The following is a 15,845-nucleotide window of genomic DNA, read 5'->3' on the forward strand; positions in this document are numbered from 1 at the left end:
GCCGGGGAGCCGCGCACATGGCGCGACGCCGAATCAGCGGACGGATTTCAGGCGCAGGACATCAGCGGTCGCGCGTCAGCGTGGCGTGCATGAAGAACGGCGAGTCCTTCGTCACCTTGTTCTCGCCGTGTCCGGCGTACTCGAAGCCGAGCGTGCCGTCGTCGTTGAGCGTGAGGAAGATCTCGCCGTTGCGTACGCAGTTGCCGCGCATGCTCTTCCGTTCGAGCCGTGCGGTCGCGTCGGTGATCTCGGTGAGCTCGGACGTGCCGGTGCAGCGGTAGTCCAGGAACTGCTCCGTGGCGGTCCGGCTTCCTTTCTTTATGGTCAGCACCAGCCGGTCGTGCGCGCCGGGGTCGTAGTTGACCTGGCCGCGCCATACTCCCGCGTAGCTCGCCGGGAATTCGTTCGCGTGCTTGCCCCCCGATCCGGATTCGGACGTGGGGGAGGTTCCCGGAGACGGGAGCGGCGGATCGGCGGAGGCGGAGGGAGCGTGCGGCGTCGGAGAGCCGGTCGTGTCGAGGATCTCCCGCCCCGTCGGGCCGAGTGCGGTCGTCCCGTCCCCGCCGCCGGTGGGTTCGCGGGAGTCCCCGTTCCCCGCGCCCGGCCAGAGCAGCACGCCCGCCACCACGGCCACGGCGAGCGCGGCCGCTCCCGTACCGGCGAGCAGCGCGTTCCGGCGGCGCGCGCCGTACCCGCCGGGCGCGGTGACCGCGCCGTCGTGCGTACCGGCGGGTGGGACGGTGACGCGGCCGTCGCCGGCTCCCCGCTGCCGGGAGTCGGGCCCCGGCGCGGTGCCCGAAGGAGCGGAAGACGGCTCCGCGTGCGCCCGGGGGAGCGGCAGCGGGGTGGCGGACGGCGTGGCGGCCGTGGCGGGTGGCGATGCGTCCGCCGTGGGCACGTTCTCCTCGGCCGATCGGCCGAGCAGCCGCATCTGGATGTCGAGGATGGACGGGCGCTGCGCGGGATCCTTGCGCAGCGCGTCCGTGACGATCGACCGCAGCGGCTCGGCCAGATCGCCGAGGTCGGGTTCGCGGTTCATCACCCGGTTGATCACGGCGGGTACGGAGTCGTCGCCGAAGGGCGGCCGCCCGGTGGCGGCGAACACGATCACGCACCCCCACGCGAACACGTCGCTCGCCGGTGTCGCCGTGGCTCCCCCGATCTGCTCGGGGGACATGTAGGAGGGGGTGCCGACCAGGCCGCTGCTTCTCGTGGTCGCGTCCAGGTGCCGGGCGATCCCGAAGTCGATGACCCGGGGACCGTCCGAGCCGAGCAGGACGTTGGCGGGCTTGAAGTCGCGGTGCACGACCCCGGCCTCGTGGACGGCCGCCAGGGCGGTCGCGGTCGAGACGGCCAGCCGGTGCAGCGCCGTCCCCGATCGCGGTCCGGACTGCTGGAGCGAGGGGCCCTCGACGTACTCGCTCACGATGTACGGAAGGTCGGCGTCCACGTCGGCGTCGAGGACCTGCGCGACGCAGAAGGGCGCCACCCGGCGGGCGGCGCTGATCTCGCGGACGAGCCGCCCGCGACTCTCGCCGCCGGCCCATCCCCGGTGCAGGACCTTGACCGCGACGTTCGTCCCGTCGGGCGCGCGGCCCAGGTAGACGACTCCCTGACCTCCCGCGCCGAGCCGGGACTGCAGCGCGTATCCGCCGACCTCGCGCGGGTCGTCCGGAAGCAGCGGCTTCTCCACGCCGAACCCTCCCCTTTTTGCCCCCGCTTTACCTTAGATCGGTCCTGCCGTACGGGCGAAGGGCCCGGCTGCACGAACGCGGGAAAAGGGGCGGCCGAGGGGAGGGGAAGACGGCGGAAGGCGGGGCGCCAGGCGCCCCGCCTTCCGGTTGGTCAGGGGACTTCGGCCGGTGGCCGGCGTCGGCGCCCGCCGGCGGAGGACGATGCCGGGTGACGCGCGGAGGAGGTCAGAGGTAGAGACCGGTGCCGTGGTCGGTCTGCGGGGTCGCCACGGCGTGCAGATCCCGCTCACGCATCACGAGGTAGACCTGGCCCTGGACGTCGACTTCGGACTGCTCCTCGGGGTTGAACAGCACCTTGTCGCCGACCTTCACCGCCCGGGCGTTGGCTCCGACGCCGCAGACCTCGCCCCAGACGAGCCGGTTGGCCATCTTGACGGTGGCCGGGATGACGATGCCCGCGTTGCTCCGCCGCTCTTCGGTCTCGGGGTCCGCCTTGACCATGACGCGGTCGTGGAGCATCTGGATCTCGAATTTGGGGTCAGCCACTCTCGCAGTTTACGCGGGCTCGAGCATCGGGAGTGAAGTGCGCCTATCGGCCCATGGCCAGCTTGTAGCCGGTGCCGGAGGTCCGGTAGACCCGCCCGGTGCCCCACTTGAGGACTTCGAAGTTCACGTGGACGCTGTTGGAGCGGACGCCGGTCAGGTCGGCCATCATCTTCTCCGACAGGTCGAGGATCGCGGGGATGTCGTGCTGCCTGACGGCCCATTCGGCGGGGCCGAAGTCCTCCACCACGCCGATCGCGCTCTTGCCGTTGTAGGTGATCTTGACCTTGGTGCCGAGGGGCCAGTACGGGCTGGCGAGGGTCTCGTAGCGCATCGGCCTGCCGGAGGCGGTCTGCGCGTCCCAGAAGGAGGTGGCGGTGGACTTGCCGGAGGGGAGCTTCGGCTTGGCCTTGGCCGTCTTGGCACTCTCGGCGGTCGTGGCCTTGGGGGCCGTGGCCTTGGGGGTCGTGGTCTCGGTGGCGGTGGCGGCGCTCGTCTCGCTCGGAACGAACTTCACCGGCTGATCCGCCTGGGCGGCGGTGACCTCACCGGTCGTGATGGGGGCCGCGGTGCTCGCGCCGCCGGTCTCGGTCCCGGTCTCGGTGCCGGTCTCGGTGCCGGACTCGCCGGTGCTCCGGCTCTCAGCGGACGGATCGGCCTGGGGGGTCGAGGAGGTCTCGGCAGCGGACGGCGACTGGGCGATATGCGCCCTGTCGGCGCCCTGGCCCGGCGACATCACCACTGCGGCGGCTGTCACGCTCCCGATGAGCGTGAGACCAGCGGTCACGGTGACGATCGCCTGGCGGGCTCGCTTCTGCATGGGCATCCTTTCGCTGGATCGCGACTCGGACCCGGAGGGGGCCGGGGAAGAGCGCCGCCGCGAGAGGACGTGCGGGCCGCCATCGGGGGATCGACGGCGGACCTGGTTCCGGGCAGGCCAAAGCAGAGGCCCGGCGGGGTGGGGACTGGGGGGACTCCGGGGGGACGGAGGGACACGTCATCTCAGGAGATTTGCGACGGCATTGCGATATTTGGGGATTAAGTTCGCAAGAGGGCTTTGCGTGGCACGAGTATAGGCAATCAGGAGGTAAAGCGGACAAACCAGCACAAATCGGAGGTAGATCTTCCTTTGCGAGTTCCGCCTCGAAGAGCGCCTTCCTGGCATGATCGAGTCCACTCGGACGAAGGAGCGGTCATGCCGTACACGGGCTGGGAATGGATCAACGAGCCCCGCGACTGGGCGGCGGGAGAGGCACTCCGTGTCGTGGCCGACCCCGGCACCGATTTCTGGCAGAAGACCCACTACGGCTTCACGCACGACAACGGCCACATCTTCGGGCGGGTCATGAACGGCGACCTGCGGATCACCGCCACCTTCGAGCTCGACTGGAGCGAGCAGTACGACCAGGCGGGGGTCGCCCTCCGGATCGACGAGGAGAACTGGATCAAGGCGGGGGTCGAGCTGGTCGACGGCGCGCCGCTGGTCAGCGCCGTCGTCACGCGGGGCTGGTCGGACTGGTCCGTGGTCGCGGCGCCGGACGGCTTCCGCTCGGTCACCGTCGACCTCGAACGGACCGGCGACACCGTGACCGTGCGCTACGGGCTCGACGGCGCGGCGCCGGAGCGGATGCTGCGTCTCGCCTACTTCCCGCCGGACGTCCCCGCGTTCGCCGGAGTGATGTGCGCCGCTCCGACCGGGAAGGGCTTCGAGACCCGGTTCGGACCGGTGTCCCTCACCTGAGCCTCCCGCGCCGGCCGCCGCACCGCGTAACAGTGCGGCGTCCGCCGAAGCGTCGGCCGCCTACGTTGACGCCCATGACGACCGACCATCTGACGATCACGCCGAGCGTCCTCTACTTCGGGACGCCGGTCGCCCTGCTGTCCACCGAGAACGAGGACGGCTCCTTCAACCTCGCACCCATGTCCTCCGCCTGGGCGCTGGGGCAGGTGATCGTGCTCGGTCTCGGGAAGGACAGCCAGACCGCGCACAACCTCGCCACCCGTCCCGACCTGGTGATCAACCTCCCCGAGCCGGCGCAATGGCCGGCGGTGGAACGCCTGGCCCCGCTCACCGGCCGCGACCCCGTCCCCGCGCACAAGCAGGGCGCCTTCCGGTACGAACCGGCCAAGTTCGAGGCGGCGGGGCTGCGTCCCGAGCCGTCGGAGACGGTACGGCCGCCCCGGGTGGCGAGCTGCCCGATCCAGCTGGAGGCGCGGGCCGCGCGGGTCCAGCCCGACGTGACCGGCGAGTTCCGGGTGATCGAGGCCCACGTGCTGCGCGTACACGCGGATCCGCGCATCGTCGTGCCGGGCACCCAGCACGTCGACCCCGCGGCCTGGAGCCCGCTGATCTACAACTTCCGGCACTACTTCGGCCTCGGACGGGAGCTCGGGCACACCTTCCGCTCGGAGACGGCCCACTCGGAGACGGCGCTGCTCAGCGCGCGGGGAGCGTGAGCTCGGCGAACACCGCGCGGTGATCCGTACGCGGGAGCGGGCGGACGCCGAAGGACCAGGTCGCCACGTCAGGAGCGACGAGGATGTGGTCCAGCGTGACCGGAGGGATGCTCCACCCGTTGAAGCGCCACGGCTCGTACGGCCAGGTGGCGGCCAGGCCGTTGCCCGTCGTGGCGGCCGCGTCCCGATAGCCGGCGTCCAGCAGACGGCGCATCCGGGCGTGATCGAGGGTGGCGTTGAAGTCCCCGGCGAGGATCCGCACCGGACCGCCGGGCGCGGGCAGGGGCAGGGCCGCCAGCCCCTCCGCCCAGCAGGGGGCCTTCGCCGCGTACCGGGGCGCGCAGGGATGGACGGAGACCACCGCGACCTCGGGAGCGCCGGGCACGCGTACCGTCGCCACCCCCTGCCGGAAGTCGCCGAACCGGATGTGCCGGCCCGGAGCGACCGGGTGGCGGCTGTAGATCCCCGACCCGTGCGCGCCGGGTTCGGACACGTCCACGTTGTACGGCAGCAGCGCGTCGATCCCGGCCGCGCGCAGGCCCGTGGCGGCCGAGGGGGTGAGCTCCTGCAGGGTCAGCACGTCGGGACGGAGCTCCCGTACGAGGGCGACGAGCTTCTCCGGCGGGACCGCCCCCTTCTTGAGGTTGGCGGACAGGACTCTCAGCCGGGGACCGGCGGCGGGCGGGTCGCCGCCCGGGACGGCGCGGGGCAGCACGCAGGCCGCGAGCGTGGCGGCCACGGCCAGGCTCACCACGAGGGCGGCCCATCGGCGCGTCAGCAGTGTGAGCAGCGGAAGGGCCGCCGAGGCGAGCGCCACGTAGGGCGTGAACGCCACGGCGCGGATCCACTCGAAGTGCACGTCCGCGGGGATCAGCCGGAGCGCGGCCCACGCCGCGAAGGGCGCGATCGACGCCCAGACGAGGACGCCGGCCCGCCGCCGCCGTGTCCGCCGGCGCCCGGAGCGCGGATCGGGCGTCGCGTCGCTCGGGCGGGCCGCCCCGGACGTGGGCGTCGACTCGGCCGGGAGGGCCGGCGGCAGCGGCTTCGCCTGGTCTCCCGGAAGGGCCTCGGCAGATCGCGGATCGGACATCTGAACGCACTCTCCCGTACCTGAGCGAGCGACCGCGGAGGAAGGCAGGGATTGATCTTATGTGCCGGACCTCCATACTGTGTTGCGCGTTCCAGAGGAAAGGTCGGTTGATGGTCAGGCTCGCCCCCTATGCTCGGTTCCCTTGGCCGATCCGATGGCTGCTCCGTGTTTTGACCGTTCTGCTGGTCCTCGCGCTCGTGCTCGCGGGCGTGGTCACGTGGACCGTGCGGCGGTCGTTCCCCCAGGTGGACGGTGAGATCAGGCTGCCCGGCCTGGCGGCGGACGTCAGCGTCCTGCGCGACCGGTACGGCGTCCCGCAGATCTACGCCGACACCTCGGCCGACCTCTTCACGGCGCAGGGCTACGTCCACGCCCAGGACCGCTTCTGGGAGATGGACTTCCGCCGCAAGACCACGGCGGGCCGCCTCTCCGAGCTGTTCGGGTCGTCCACGCTCGACATCGACAAGGTGGTGCGCACGCTCGGCTGGCGCCGTACGGCGGAGAAAGAGATCGAGCTGCTCGAGCCGGAGGCGCGCAAAGCTCTGGAGGACTACGCGGCCGGCGTGAACGCCTGGATGGAGCAGAACCAGGGGTTCGCGGCCCGGAGCCTGGAGTACGGCGTGCTCGCCCTGACCAACCGCTCGTACGAACCGGAGCCGTGGACCCCCGCCGACTCCCTCTCCTGGCTCAAGGCCCTGGCCTGGGACCTGCGTTCCAACATGGGTACGGAGATCGAGCGCGCGATCGACGCGTCCGCGCTTCCGCTGGAGCGAGTGGAGGAGCTCTTCCCCGGCTATCCCTTCGACCGGCACCAGCCGATCGTGACCAGAGGAGCCGTACGCGACGGCAAGTTCAGCCAGGACGCGGACGAGAAGCCCACCACCGGAACCCCGGCCCAGCCCGCCCAGCCGCCCGCGACCGAGGCGCTCGCCCGCGTCGCGAAGGTGCTCGACGCCGTCCCCAACCTGCTCGGCACGTCCGGCGGCGATCAGGCGGGCATCGGCTCGAACTCGTGGGTGGTCAGCGGCAAGTACACCGAAAGCGGCAAGCCGCTGCTGGCCAACGACCCGCACCTCGGGCCCCGGATGCCGTCGATCTGGTACCAGGCCGGGCTGCACTGCCGTACCCGCGGGCCGGCCTGTCCCTACGACGTCAGCGGCTACACCTTCTCCGGCGTCCCCGGAGTGATCATCGGGCACAACAGCAAGATCGCCTGGGGGTTCACCAACCTCGGGCCCGACGTCACCGACCTGTACGTCGAGCGCGTGCAGGGCGACACGTACGAGGTGAAGGGCTCGCAGGTTCCGCTGCAGACACGGGTCGAGCAGATCAAGGTCGCGGGCGGGAAGACGGTGGAGCTGCCGGTGCGCTCGACCGCGCACGGGCCGATCATCTCGGAGGTCCTCGGGGACGCCGGGGAGGCGTTGCCGGGCGCCGCCGCCAAGCTCGGCAAGATCGACAAGGGGATGGCCGTGGCGTTGCGCTGGACCGCGCTCGACCCCGGCCGTACCGGTGACGCGATCTTCATGCTGAACCGGGCGGAGAACTGGGAGCAGTTCCGCGCGGCGGCGGCGAAGTTCGAGGCCCCCGCCCAGAACCTGATCTACGCCGACCTGGAGGGCAACATCGGCTACCAGGCGCCGGGCAAGATCCCGGTCCGCGCCGACGGCGACGGCACGTGGCCGGCCGCGGGGTGGACCGGCGCGCAGGAGTGGACCGGTTATATCCCGTTCGAGCAGCTTCCGTACGCGTACAACCCGCCCGAGGGCTTCATCGTCACCGCGAACAACGCCGCGATCAAGCCCGACTACGGCCCGTTCCTCACGACGGACTGGTCGTACGGCTACCGCTCGCAGCGGATCGTGGACCGGATCACGCAGGCCATCGGCGCGGGCAAGATCACCGCGGACACGATGCGGGACATCCAGATGGACTCGCGCAACGGCCTCGCCGAGGTGCTCGTCCCGCACCTGCTGCGGATCGGGGGAGGGGACACCCGGCTGCTGAAGGGGTGGGACTTCACCCAGACCCGGGACTCCGCCGCGGCCGCGTACCACAACGCGATCTGGCGGCACCTGCTCATGCGGACGTTCGACGACGAGCTGCCGGAAAGCGTACGGCCGGGCGGCGGCGACCGGTGGTTCGAGATCGTCGCGAAGCTGCTCGACGAGCCGGACTCGCCCTGGTGGGACGACGTGCGCACGAAGGACGTGACGGAGACCCGCGACGACATCCTGGCGGCGGCGATCAAGGACGCCGGGGCCGACCTGAGGGAGCGGCTCGGCGACGACCCGGACGCCTGGCGCTGGGGCGACCTGCACACCCTGGAGCTGACCAACGAGACGTTCGGCACCTCCGGCATCGGCCCGGTCGAGTGGCTGTTCAACCGCGGCCCGCTGCACCTCGCGGGCGGCAAGGACGCGGTCGACGCGACCGGCTGGGACAGCGACAGCGGCTACGAGGTCGTCTGGGTCCCCTCGATGCGGATGGTCGTCGACCTCGCGGACCTCGACCGTTCGCGCTGGATCAACCTGACCGGGGCCTCGGGGCACGCCTTCCACTCGAACTACGACGACCAGGCGGAGCTGTGGGCCGACGGCCGCCTGACCGCCTGGCCCTTCACCGAGCAGGGCGTACGCCGGGAGGCGGTGGACACCCTCACGCTGATCCCGTCAGCTTCTCGGCCCTGAAGTGAAGGGCCGAGCTTGCAGCTCCTCGCCGTGCCTGGCCGGTACGGGTCAGGCCGCGCGCTCACCGCGTCCGCGTGCGCGAACCGTGGCACCGGAGTCGCAGCGAACCTGTACGGCGAAGGCCCACGGTGACACCGCCGCACCGCCCATTGGCCCTCATCCCCGCCCGAACTGCCATGCAAGGGACTTTCATGACGTACAAACATTCCAGGGCATGAGCCGACCCGTTTCCGGGGATTGAGCGGCCACTCCCAAACAAACGGTCAAGGGACCTTCTGGGGAACCTTCGCGCTGTTCCCGAACGGTCGGCGGTTGTGCGCGTCCGTCACCGTACGCCACAGCTGTATCGCGTATCCGGCTACCCGGGGGTGATTTCACCGGAGTTGTCATGCGTCGCTCTTTTCTCCCGTCTCGAATCCCGTTTCCAGCACCGCCGGAAACTCCGTCACGCCGCCGCACCCGCCAATCACATGACGGACGCCGTCGGCTCATCGGGTACGGGCAGCGCCGCCGGACCGTGGCCCGTACCTGGCGTCACCAGTTGCCGCGAGACCGACGAGCCGATACGCGAGAGGCGGCGCCCGGGGCCCGGCACGAGGCGACGGAGAACCGCGTCAGAGTCGCTCGCCCGCGTGAGCGAAGTCCGGAGCGGGATATCGCGGCGTCGCACATTCGGGTCACGGTGACTGGCTTTCTCTCACATCATCCCGTTGACCGGTTCGGCGCATCCCGTGAATCCGTCAACTCGCCGATGAGTCCGTCGAAAGCACCATTCGGCCAATGGCGGTCCGTCCGCACGCGACCCCTGCCGATCGCGTTCCGAATCGGGGCCATTCTGCCCGCGAGATTATGAAGTCACATCGTCAGGTCGAAATCGAGCAAACGACAAAGCCTGCAATGAATGAAGCAATATTCGATCTGATTCGATCCACTCGACGACATGCGATCGTTCCAGGGCATCTTCTCCGAATACTACGGCCAGGAAACCGTCGTTCACACTGCGGCGTTTCATCGTGCATATCGGCACGGCGCACGCGATCCGAAATGGACGAGGAGCGACTGCCGGGAAGCCAGATCTCGCGGCGGTTCACCCGGCCTGGGGTCTCCCACGACCACATGGATCTTCCGGGCCTGACAGGAGGCCTGTGACCAGGCTTAACGCGGAGAGTGCGCAGCTCAGCGGCCATACGGCCAACGGCTGGGCCGGCCCGGGACCCACCCTCGGGACACCGGCGCCCGGGCGGCGCCCGGCTCCTCTCCCCGGCCGGAGTCCGGCGCATCCGACGCGTAGGCACGGCCGCCCCGCGATCCTGCACCGAGCGGCCCGCGATATCCCCTCCGACCTGGGCGCGCGAGCGACGCCCGGCCGCCGGGACTCACCGGTCCGGTGGCGCGCCAATTTGTTTCGGCCCGATCCACCCCGGGGCTCCTCGCTGTAAAGCACCCATCACCGTCGGCCTTCCGCGCGTGTGCGGAGAAACTGAGGGTTGACAGGTATGCATTCATCGCAGAGACTACCTGAAAATTTGCAGTCAACGGCCGATCGGGGGCGTCCAGGAGCACTCCCCAAAGAGCAGCTCGAATAAATGGACGCGTTTCTGTTTCCAGTTCGTCTGCAGCTAGAAAGGTCCCCCCATGTCTTCACGAGGCTCGCAGCCGCCCACGACTCCAAGCGCCGGGAAACGCGTTTTGACGCTTGCGTTGGGCGTCGGATTGCTCGGAAGTCTCAGCATTCCGGCGGCCACGGCCGGCTTCGCCGAGTCGGCCGACCCCGCGGCGGCCGTCCAGGAACTGGCGGCGCAGGCGGCGGCTCTGCCCAGCGGTCGCACCACGTACCGGGCGATCACGGACTACAACGACGAGATGCTCGCGTTGAGCACCCAGCACCCCGGGCTCGTCAAGCACATCACCTTGCCGCACAAGACCCGCCAGGGCCGCGAGGTGTACGGCATCGAGGTGACGCACGACGTCGACGCCTCCGACGGCAAGCCGGTCCTGTTCATGATGGGCATGCACCACGGGAACGAGTGGCCCTCGGGTGAGCACACGTTGGAGTTCGCCTACGACCTGATCAACAACGACGGGAAGGACCCGCGGATCACGCGCCTGCTCGACCAGGCACGAGTCATCTTCGTCCCGGTCGTCAACGTGGACGGGTTCATGCTCAACCGGCGGACCAGCTGCGGCGTCTCGCCGACGTGCGCCAGCAGCGCCGGGGTCGACATCAACCGCAACTACCCCTTCGGCTGGGGCAGCAACGCGGGTTCCAACGCGACGACCCGCGGCCCCGGGCCGGGCTCCGAGCCGGAGATCCAGAACATCATGGACCTGACCTCGGCCAACCAGGTCACCGTCCTGATCACGAACCACACCTCTGGTCACACCCTCCTCCGCCCGCCGCTGGAGCAGCGCGCGGGCGACGCCCCGGACGAGGCCGCCTACGCCGCCCTGACCGACGCGATGGCGGCCAAGAACGGCTACACGGGCATGAAGTCGGGGTTCGACTACGAGACGACCGGCGAGACCCCGGACTGGTCCTACTACGCCACCCGCGGCCTCGGGTTCACGTTCGAGATCATGAAGACCCAGTCGACCAACAACACCTACCCCGAGGTGATCGAGGACTACCTGGGCACCGGTCGCTACGAGGGCAAGTCGAACCGTGAGGCGTTCATGGTGGCCCTGGAGTACGCGGCGGACCCGGCGGGACACTCCGTGATCACGGGCCAGGGGCCGAAGGGCGCGGTCCTCACGATCACGAAGGACTTCGACCTGTGGACGGCGCCGATCAAGCAGGCGGGCAGCGTCATCGACCCGCCCATCGCGGTTCCGACCCACCTGGAGTCCCGCCTGATCACTCCGACCAACGGCAAGTTCACCTGGCACGTCAACCCGTCGGTGCGGCCGGTCCCGGCCTACACCGAGACCGGCGTCGTCGCCACCGGCCCTGGAAAGTTCCTCAAGGAGAGCTGGATGCTCACCTGCGCCCGGCCGACCGGCGAGGTCCTCGAGACGGTGCACGTCACCGTCGACAGGGGCGAGAAGGTCGATGTGCGACTGCAGGAGTGCAAGACCCGCTTCAACGGCAACGGCCCGAAGAACTAGGCGGACGTCACCACGCACCCGATGAGCCGGGCGGTCCCTCCAGGGGCCGCCCGGCGGCGTATGAGACGAACGAACGCCGGCGGCTGCCCGCAGGTGTATGAGCCGGCAGAAACCCGGCGACGTTGTAGGCACACGGGAACTTCACGCCCCATGAAGTCACTTGACCATTCCGATGGCGTCGCCCGCCGGGCGGTGAGACTGTCGCTGGGTCTGTCACTCCATGGAGAAGGGAAGTGGTCGAGGATGGGGCACGCCAGGGAGACCGGCCGGCCGTTCGCTGTGCCGGACGCGGCGCGGATCTCCGCGAACCTGCGCTCGCTCCTGGGCGACCACCGGCTCTCCCCGTCGCAGCGCCGGATCGCGCGCTACCTGCTCGACCACGCGCAAGAGGCCGTCTTCTTCACCAGCACCGACATCGCCGAGCGCGTCGGAGTCAGCCAGCCGTCGGTCACCCGCTTCGCCGCCGCGCTCGGGTTCAGGGGGTTCCCCGAGTTCCGGGACGCGCTCCGCTCGTCGGTGTTCGGCGGCCCGCAACGAGCGCTGCCCGCCGAGGGCCTCAACGAGATCCAGGAACTGGTGAACTCCGAGATCCGCGACCTCGAGCGGCTGCGGGACGGTCTCGGGGATCTCAGTAAGCTTCGGCAGGTGGCCGCTCACCTGGCCAGGTCGCGTCCGCTCCTGGTGGTGGGACTGCGGATCTCCGCCCCGCTTGCGCACCTGTTCGGCTACCTCGCCGAAAAGGTGCTCCCGGACGTACGGGTACTGGACGTCGCGGGGTCGCCCCTGGAGGACCGGCTGAGCCGGGCGGCCGAAGCCGGAGCCGAGTGGGTGCTTGCCATCGGATTGCCGCGCTACCCGCGCGAGCTGGCCCAGGGGCTCATATGGGCGCGGCGCGTGGGGCTGAAGGTCGCCCTCATCACCGATCAACCGGTCGGCCGGCTCACCGACCTCGCGGACGAGGTCCTGCTCGCACCGGTGAGCTCGGATTTCGCGTTCGACTCCCACGCAGGTCCCACGGTTCTGTGCACGGCGCTGCTGCACACCATGCTGGACACCCTCGCCGCCGAAGGGCAGGCCCAGCTCGAAGCCTTCGACGACAGCGCCACGGAACGCCAGATCTTCCTGCCGTACTGAACGTTCCCTTTCTCACACCGGAGCTGTGCGGCGGCGGACGGGGGCGGCGAGTTCGACAGTGCGCGGTCAGCGGGTGTAGGTCAACACGCCCAAGTGAGTCCGCGCTCGGCGAGGGGCGCGGCCGGGTTGCACGGCTGCTCGGGCAGAGCCGGGTTCGCGTACCCGCGGTGAACAAGGATGACCAAGGGGAGCCGCGGGGAATGCGATCAACGGCTCAGCCGACAGGGACCCAGGTCGATCCAGATCAGCATGCGTCTTCGCAAGCAGGACGTCAGGAGTCTGAGCGCCCCTGGCTTCATCCAACGGGGTGGCGTGCTCCCAGGCCGCTACGAATTTCCATCGGATTCCAGCGGGACGTTGGACTCGCGTCACCCAAGACGGCCTATCGGATCAGGCTTCGCCGCGCGGGCGAAGCCTGCAGGTTGATCACAATCCGATACGCGCCCTAGCGGGCGGCGACGACCGAGGTGATCTCGCCCAGCGGGAAGTCGAGGTAGTCCCCGGCCTCCTCGCACCACGCGTCGAGGACGCCGTCGCGCAGCTCGCCGTGGCTCACCGTGGCGGTCACGCCGTCCGTCAGCGTGATCAGCGCGCGTACGCCCCGATCGACGACGAAGCCGAGCAGCGTCTGCTGCGCGGTCGGCAACCGGATCGCCCGGCGCCCGATGACCGCCCACGTCCGGCCCGGCGCCCGGTCGGGCGTCTCGCCGCCACGGCGGGCCCCGCTTGCTGCGAGCAGCCTCCGCGCGTGCTCACGCGGGTCCGGCACGTCCGGCGGGAGGGTCGCGAGGCCGTCCAGCAGCCCGTACGGGTGGGCGGGGACGTCGGCCTCGGCGGTCCGCCCGCCGGGGAACAGGATCAACCGGCCGTCGCGCGGGTCCGGCTCGCGCTCCCCGGCGCGCTTCCCCTCCCGGTCACCGGTCCGGTCCGGGGTGTCGTGGCCCGGGCGCGGGCCGCGGCGGACGGCGAGCCCGCCGAAGCCGTCGGGCACCGGGGCGTACCCGGCCTCGCGCAGCGCGGCGAGCGTCCGCTCGGGGGTCGCGCCGCTCGCCAGAACGGTCGGCGCCAGGAGGCGGAGGCCGAGCCGGCCGAGCTTGCGATGCGCGTTGATCTCGGCCAGCAGCGCGGGATCCGAGCCGAGGACGACGCAGCCCACCGAGGCCACGGTGACCTCGCCGTGCCTGCGGGCCACGTCCCGGACGAGGTACACGAGCGGCTGGGGCAGCGTGCCCACCTCGGCTAGCGCGTCGAGCAGCGTGTCGGCGCTCTCCCCGGCGTCCAGGGCACGCCGAACGCTGGCGGGGCCGAACCGCCAGACCGACGCCGCTCCCTGGGACTCGCGGTCGGCGGTGCGGTCGAGCAGGGACGCCAGCTCGGCGGAGGGCGGGCCGGTGACGACGGCCGTCAAGTCCGCGCCGAAGAGCGCCGTGCGCTGCGCGCTCGCCAGCGCCTTGGCCGACCGCTCCGCCAGGGCCGGGTCGTGCTCGACCTCGGCGACGGCGCTGTCGTTCTCGCCGCCCGCGACCGAGCCGAGCGCGGCCAGCGCCCGGCCCAGCGCGGTCAGGGCCGGGCCGGAGCACAGCCCGAGCAGCGCGGCCTCCTCCAGAACGGCCGGGGCGCATTCGGCGAGCAGCTCCCTGTCGAGCAGTGGCGCCCGCCAGTGGACGGCCTGCACGAGCTCCGGAAACGTCGCGAAGCCCCGGCCCTCGGGGATCTCCGTGAGCGCGCCGAGCAGGGCACGGCGGATCCGGGCGACCGTCTCGCCCTCGGGGTCGTCGCCCAGCACGGTCGCGTACCGCTCCTGGACGCGCCGCAGGGACGACCGCTCCATCCGCCACCAGGCGGCCAGCAGCACGCGGAGCCGGGCCGGGCCCTCCGACAGCCGCCACCGGTCGAACCTGTCGGTGGGGACGAGCCCGCCCGCCTCCTCGTCCAGGCCGATCAGCCGGGCCACGGCCGACACCTCGATCAGGAGGCGGGCCTCCGCCTCGGCGCAGCCGGTCTCCTTGGCGACGCGCTTCACCTCGCGCACGCCGACGCCGCCGCCCTTCAGCAGGGGCAGCGGCGTCTTGTCGATGTTCTCCAGGACGGCGGTCGCGCGGTCGAGCAGCCGCGGCGCGGCCAGGCACATCTCGTACTCGACCGCCTCCGCGTCGACCGCGACGGTCGCGAGGTCGGGCGGACACGGCGTGAACGGCGGGTGGTAGTCCGGCCCGCGCAGGGCCAGCGCCACCTCCCGCGGCATTCCGGCGACCCCCCACTGCGTACGGAAGAGCAGGCCGCGCTCGACGGCCCATTTCTCCGGGGTCCCCAGCGTGATGAACAGGTCGCCGTTCACGCTGCGGATCGGGCCGTCCCAGGCGAAGTCGTCGAGCATGCCGATCGTGCCCTCCGGCGCCTCGGCGACCAGGGACGACAACAGCTCGGCGTCGCTCAGAGCCGCCGACACCCGAGTCATCATCTGGCGTCTCGTCCCCTGGGGCGGGACGCCGAGGTTGCGGCACATCCGCCGCAGGCCCTCGGCGTTCAGCGTCCATGAGTCGAGGTACGCGGCGAGCGGCTCGCCGAGGCCGCACGGGGCCGTCCACCAGTGGGCGAGTGCTCCGGCCAGCCCGATCCTGCCGTCGGGCTCCGGCCAGGCCAGGGCGTGGTCGTACAGGCGGTCCAGCCAGGGGATGGTCTCCGAGACGCTCACGCCCAGGAAACGGGCGAGCCGGTCCTCAGCGGGACGGTCGCCGAGCGCGAGGCACGCCTGCACGATCTCCAGGGCCGGGAGGGGAAGTGTGCGCATGACCTCCATGACGGCGAAGTCGCCGGCGAGCCGTTCGGCGAGGGCGTCAAGCGTGCGGGGCCATGGCGGGATGAGGGCGTCCGGGCGGTTGCCCAGCACGCGCGTGAGTCGTTCTTCGTCGAGAGCGGCCAGCCAGCCGGTCAGGTGATCGTCCATCAGACAGAGCTCTCTCGGGAGTCTCGGGAGGGCCACCGTAATCCAGATCGCGGGTCGCGGGGGGCCGGGCGACAGAAATATGAGCCCCTGTTTGACTCCTGACGAGATCGGCCCGGAGGCGCGGCACCCCCGGCCGCGCCCCGCTCCGGCGCGGCCGTCGCGGCGTCTCGGCGTCTCGGCGTCGT

10 protein-coding genes are annotated in these 15,845 nt (G+C 70.9%); 5 read left to right on the forward strand and 5 right to left on the reverse strand.

Going from position 1 to position 15,845, the window contains the following annotated elements; all coding sequences use genetic code 11:
* Positions 1-61 precede the first annotated feature (61 nt).
* The 3 genes from AWQ71_RS05590 to AWQ71_RS05600 form a co-directional block, all read right to left on the reverse strand.
* Positions 62-1,693: a serine/threonine protein kinase gene (locus AWQ71_RS05590; RefSeq protein ID WP_067127789.1), complete on the reverse strand. Its 1,632-nt coding sequence runs from the start codon at positions 1,691-1,693 to the stop codon at positions 62-64.
* 226 nt (positions 1,694-1,919) lie between these two features.
* On the reverse strand, positions 1,920-2,240 hold the full coding sequence (locus tag AWQ71_RS05595) for a GroES family chaperonin (RefSeq protein ID WP_067127791.1): 321 nt from the start codon (positions 2,238-2,240) through the stop codon (positions 1,920-1,922).
* A gap of 43 nt (positions 2,241-2,283) precedes the next feature.
* Entirely contained in the window at positions 2,284-3,057 is a 774-nt protein-coding gene (locus AWQ71_RS05600; protein WP_067127794.1) for an RlpA-like double-psi beta-barrel domain-containing protein, read from the reverse strand.
* Positions 3,058-3,432: 375 nt separating this feature from the next.
* Here AWQ71_RS05600 and AWQ71_RS05605 point away from each other — a divergent pair, with 375 nt between their 5' ends.
* Positions 3,433-3,978 carry a DUF1349 domain-containing protein gene (locus tag AWQ71_RS05605; RefSeq protein WP_067127797.1) on the forward strand — a complete coding sequence of 182 codons (546 nt, stop codon included), beginning with the start codon at positions 3,433-3,435 and terminating at the stop codon, positions 3,976-3,978.
* 74 nt (positions 3,979-4,052) lie between these two features.
* Positions 4,053-4,694, forward strand: a complete 642-nt coding sequence (locus AWQ71_RS05610; protein WP_067127800.1) for a flavin reductase family protein — start codon at positions 4,053-4,055, stop codon at positions 4,692-4,694.
* Here AWQ71_RS05610 and AWQ71_RS05615 read toward each other — a convergent pair.
* Complete coding sequence (locus AWQ71_RS05615; RefSeq protein ID WP_084258603.1) at positions 4,675-5,784, reverse strand: endonuclease/exonuclease/phosphatase family protein; 1,110 nt, start codon at positions 5,782-5,784, stop codon at positions 4,675-4,677. The two genes, AWQ71_RS05610 and AWQ71_RS05615, sit on opposite strands and share 20 nt — an antisense overlap.
* Before the next feature lie 110 nt (positions 5,785-5,894).
* Between AWQ71_RS05615 and AWQ71_RS05620 the strand changes: the two genes are divergently transcribed.
* From AWQ71_RS05620 to AWQ71_RS05630, 3 genes are all read left to right on the forward strand, one after another.
* Positions 5,895-8,474, forward strand: coding sequence for a penicillin acylase family protein (locus tag AWQ71_RS05620; protein WP_084258604.1), 2,580 nt, complete (start codon positions 5,895-5,897; stop codon positions 8,472-8,474).
* A 1,689-nt stretch (positions 8,475-10,163) separates the two neighbouring features.
* Positions 10,164-11,579: a M14 family zinc carboxypeptidase gene (locus tag AWQ71_RS05625; protein ID WP_169806516.1), complete on the forward strand. Its 1,416-nt coding sequence runs from the start codon at positions 10,164-10,166 to the stop codon at positions 11,577-11,579.
* 243 nt (positions 11,580-11,822) lie between these two features.
* Positions 11,823-12,713, forward strand: coding sequence for a MurR/RpiR family transcriptional regulator (locus AWQ71_RS05630; protein WP_067127809.1), 891 nt, complete (start codon positions 11,823-11,825; stop codon positions 12,711-12,713).
* A 445-nt stretch (positions 12,714-13,158) separates the two neighbouring features.
* Here the strand turns inward: AWQ71_RS05630 and AWQ71_RS05635 are convergent, their stop codons facing one another.
* Positions 13,159-15,660 carry a helicase-associated domain-containing protein gene (locus AWQ71_RS05635; RefSeq protein WP_067127812.1) on the reverse strand — a complete coding sequence of 834 codons (2,502 nt, stop codon included), beginning with the start codon at positions 15,658-15,660 and terminating at the stop codon, positions 13,159-13,161.
* Positions 15,661-15,845 lie beyond the last annotated feature (185 nt).

Origin of the sequence: Microtetraspora malaysiensis, from assembly GCF_001528665.1 — a bacterium.
Classification (GTDB): domain Bacteria; phylum Actinomycetota; class Actinomycetes; order Streptosporangiales; family Streptosporangiaceae; genus Microtetraspora_A; species Microtetraspora_A malaysiensis.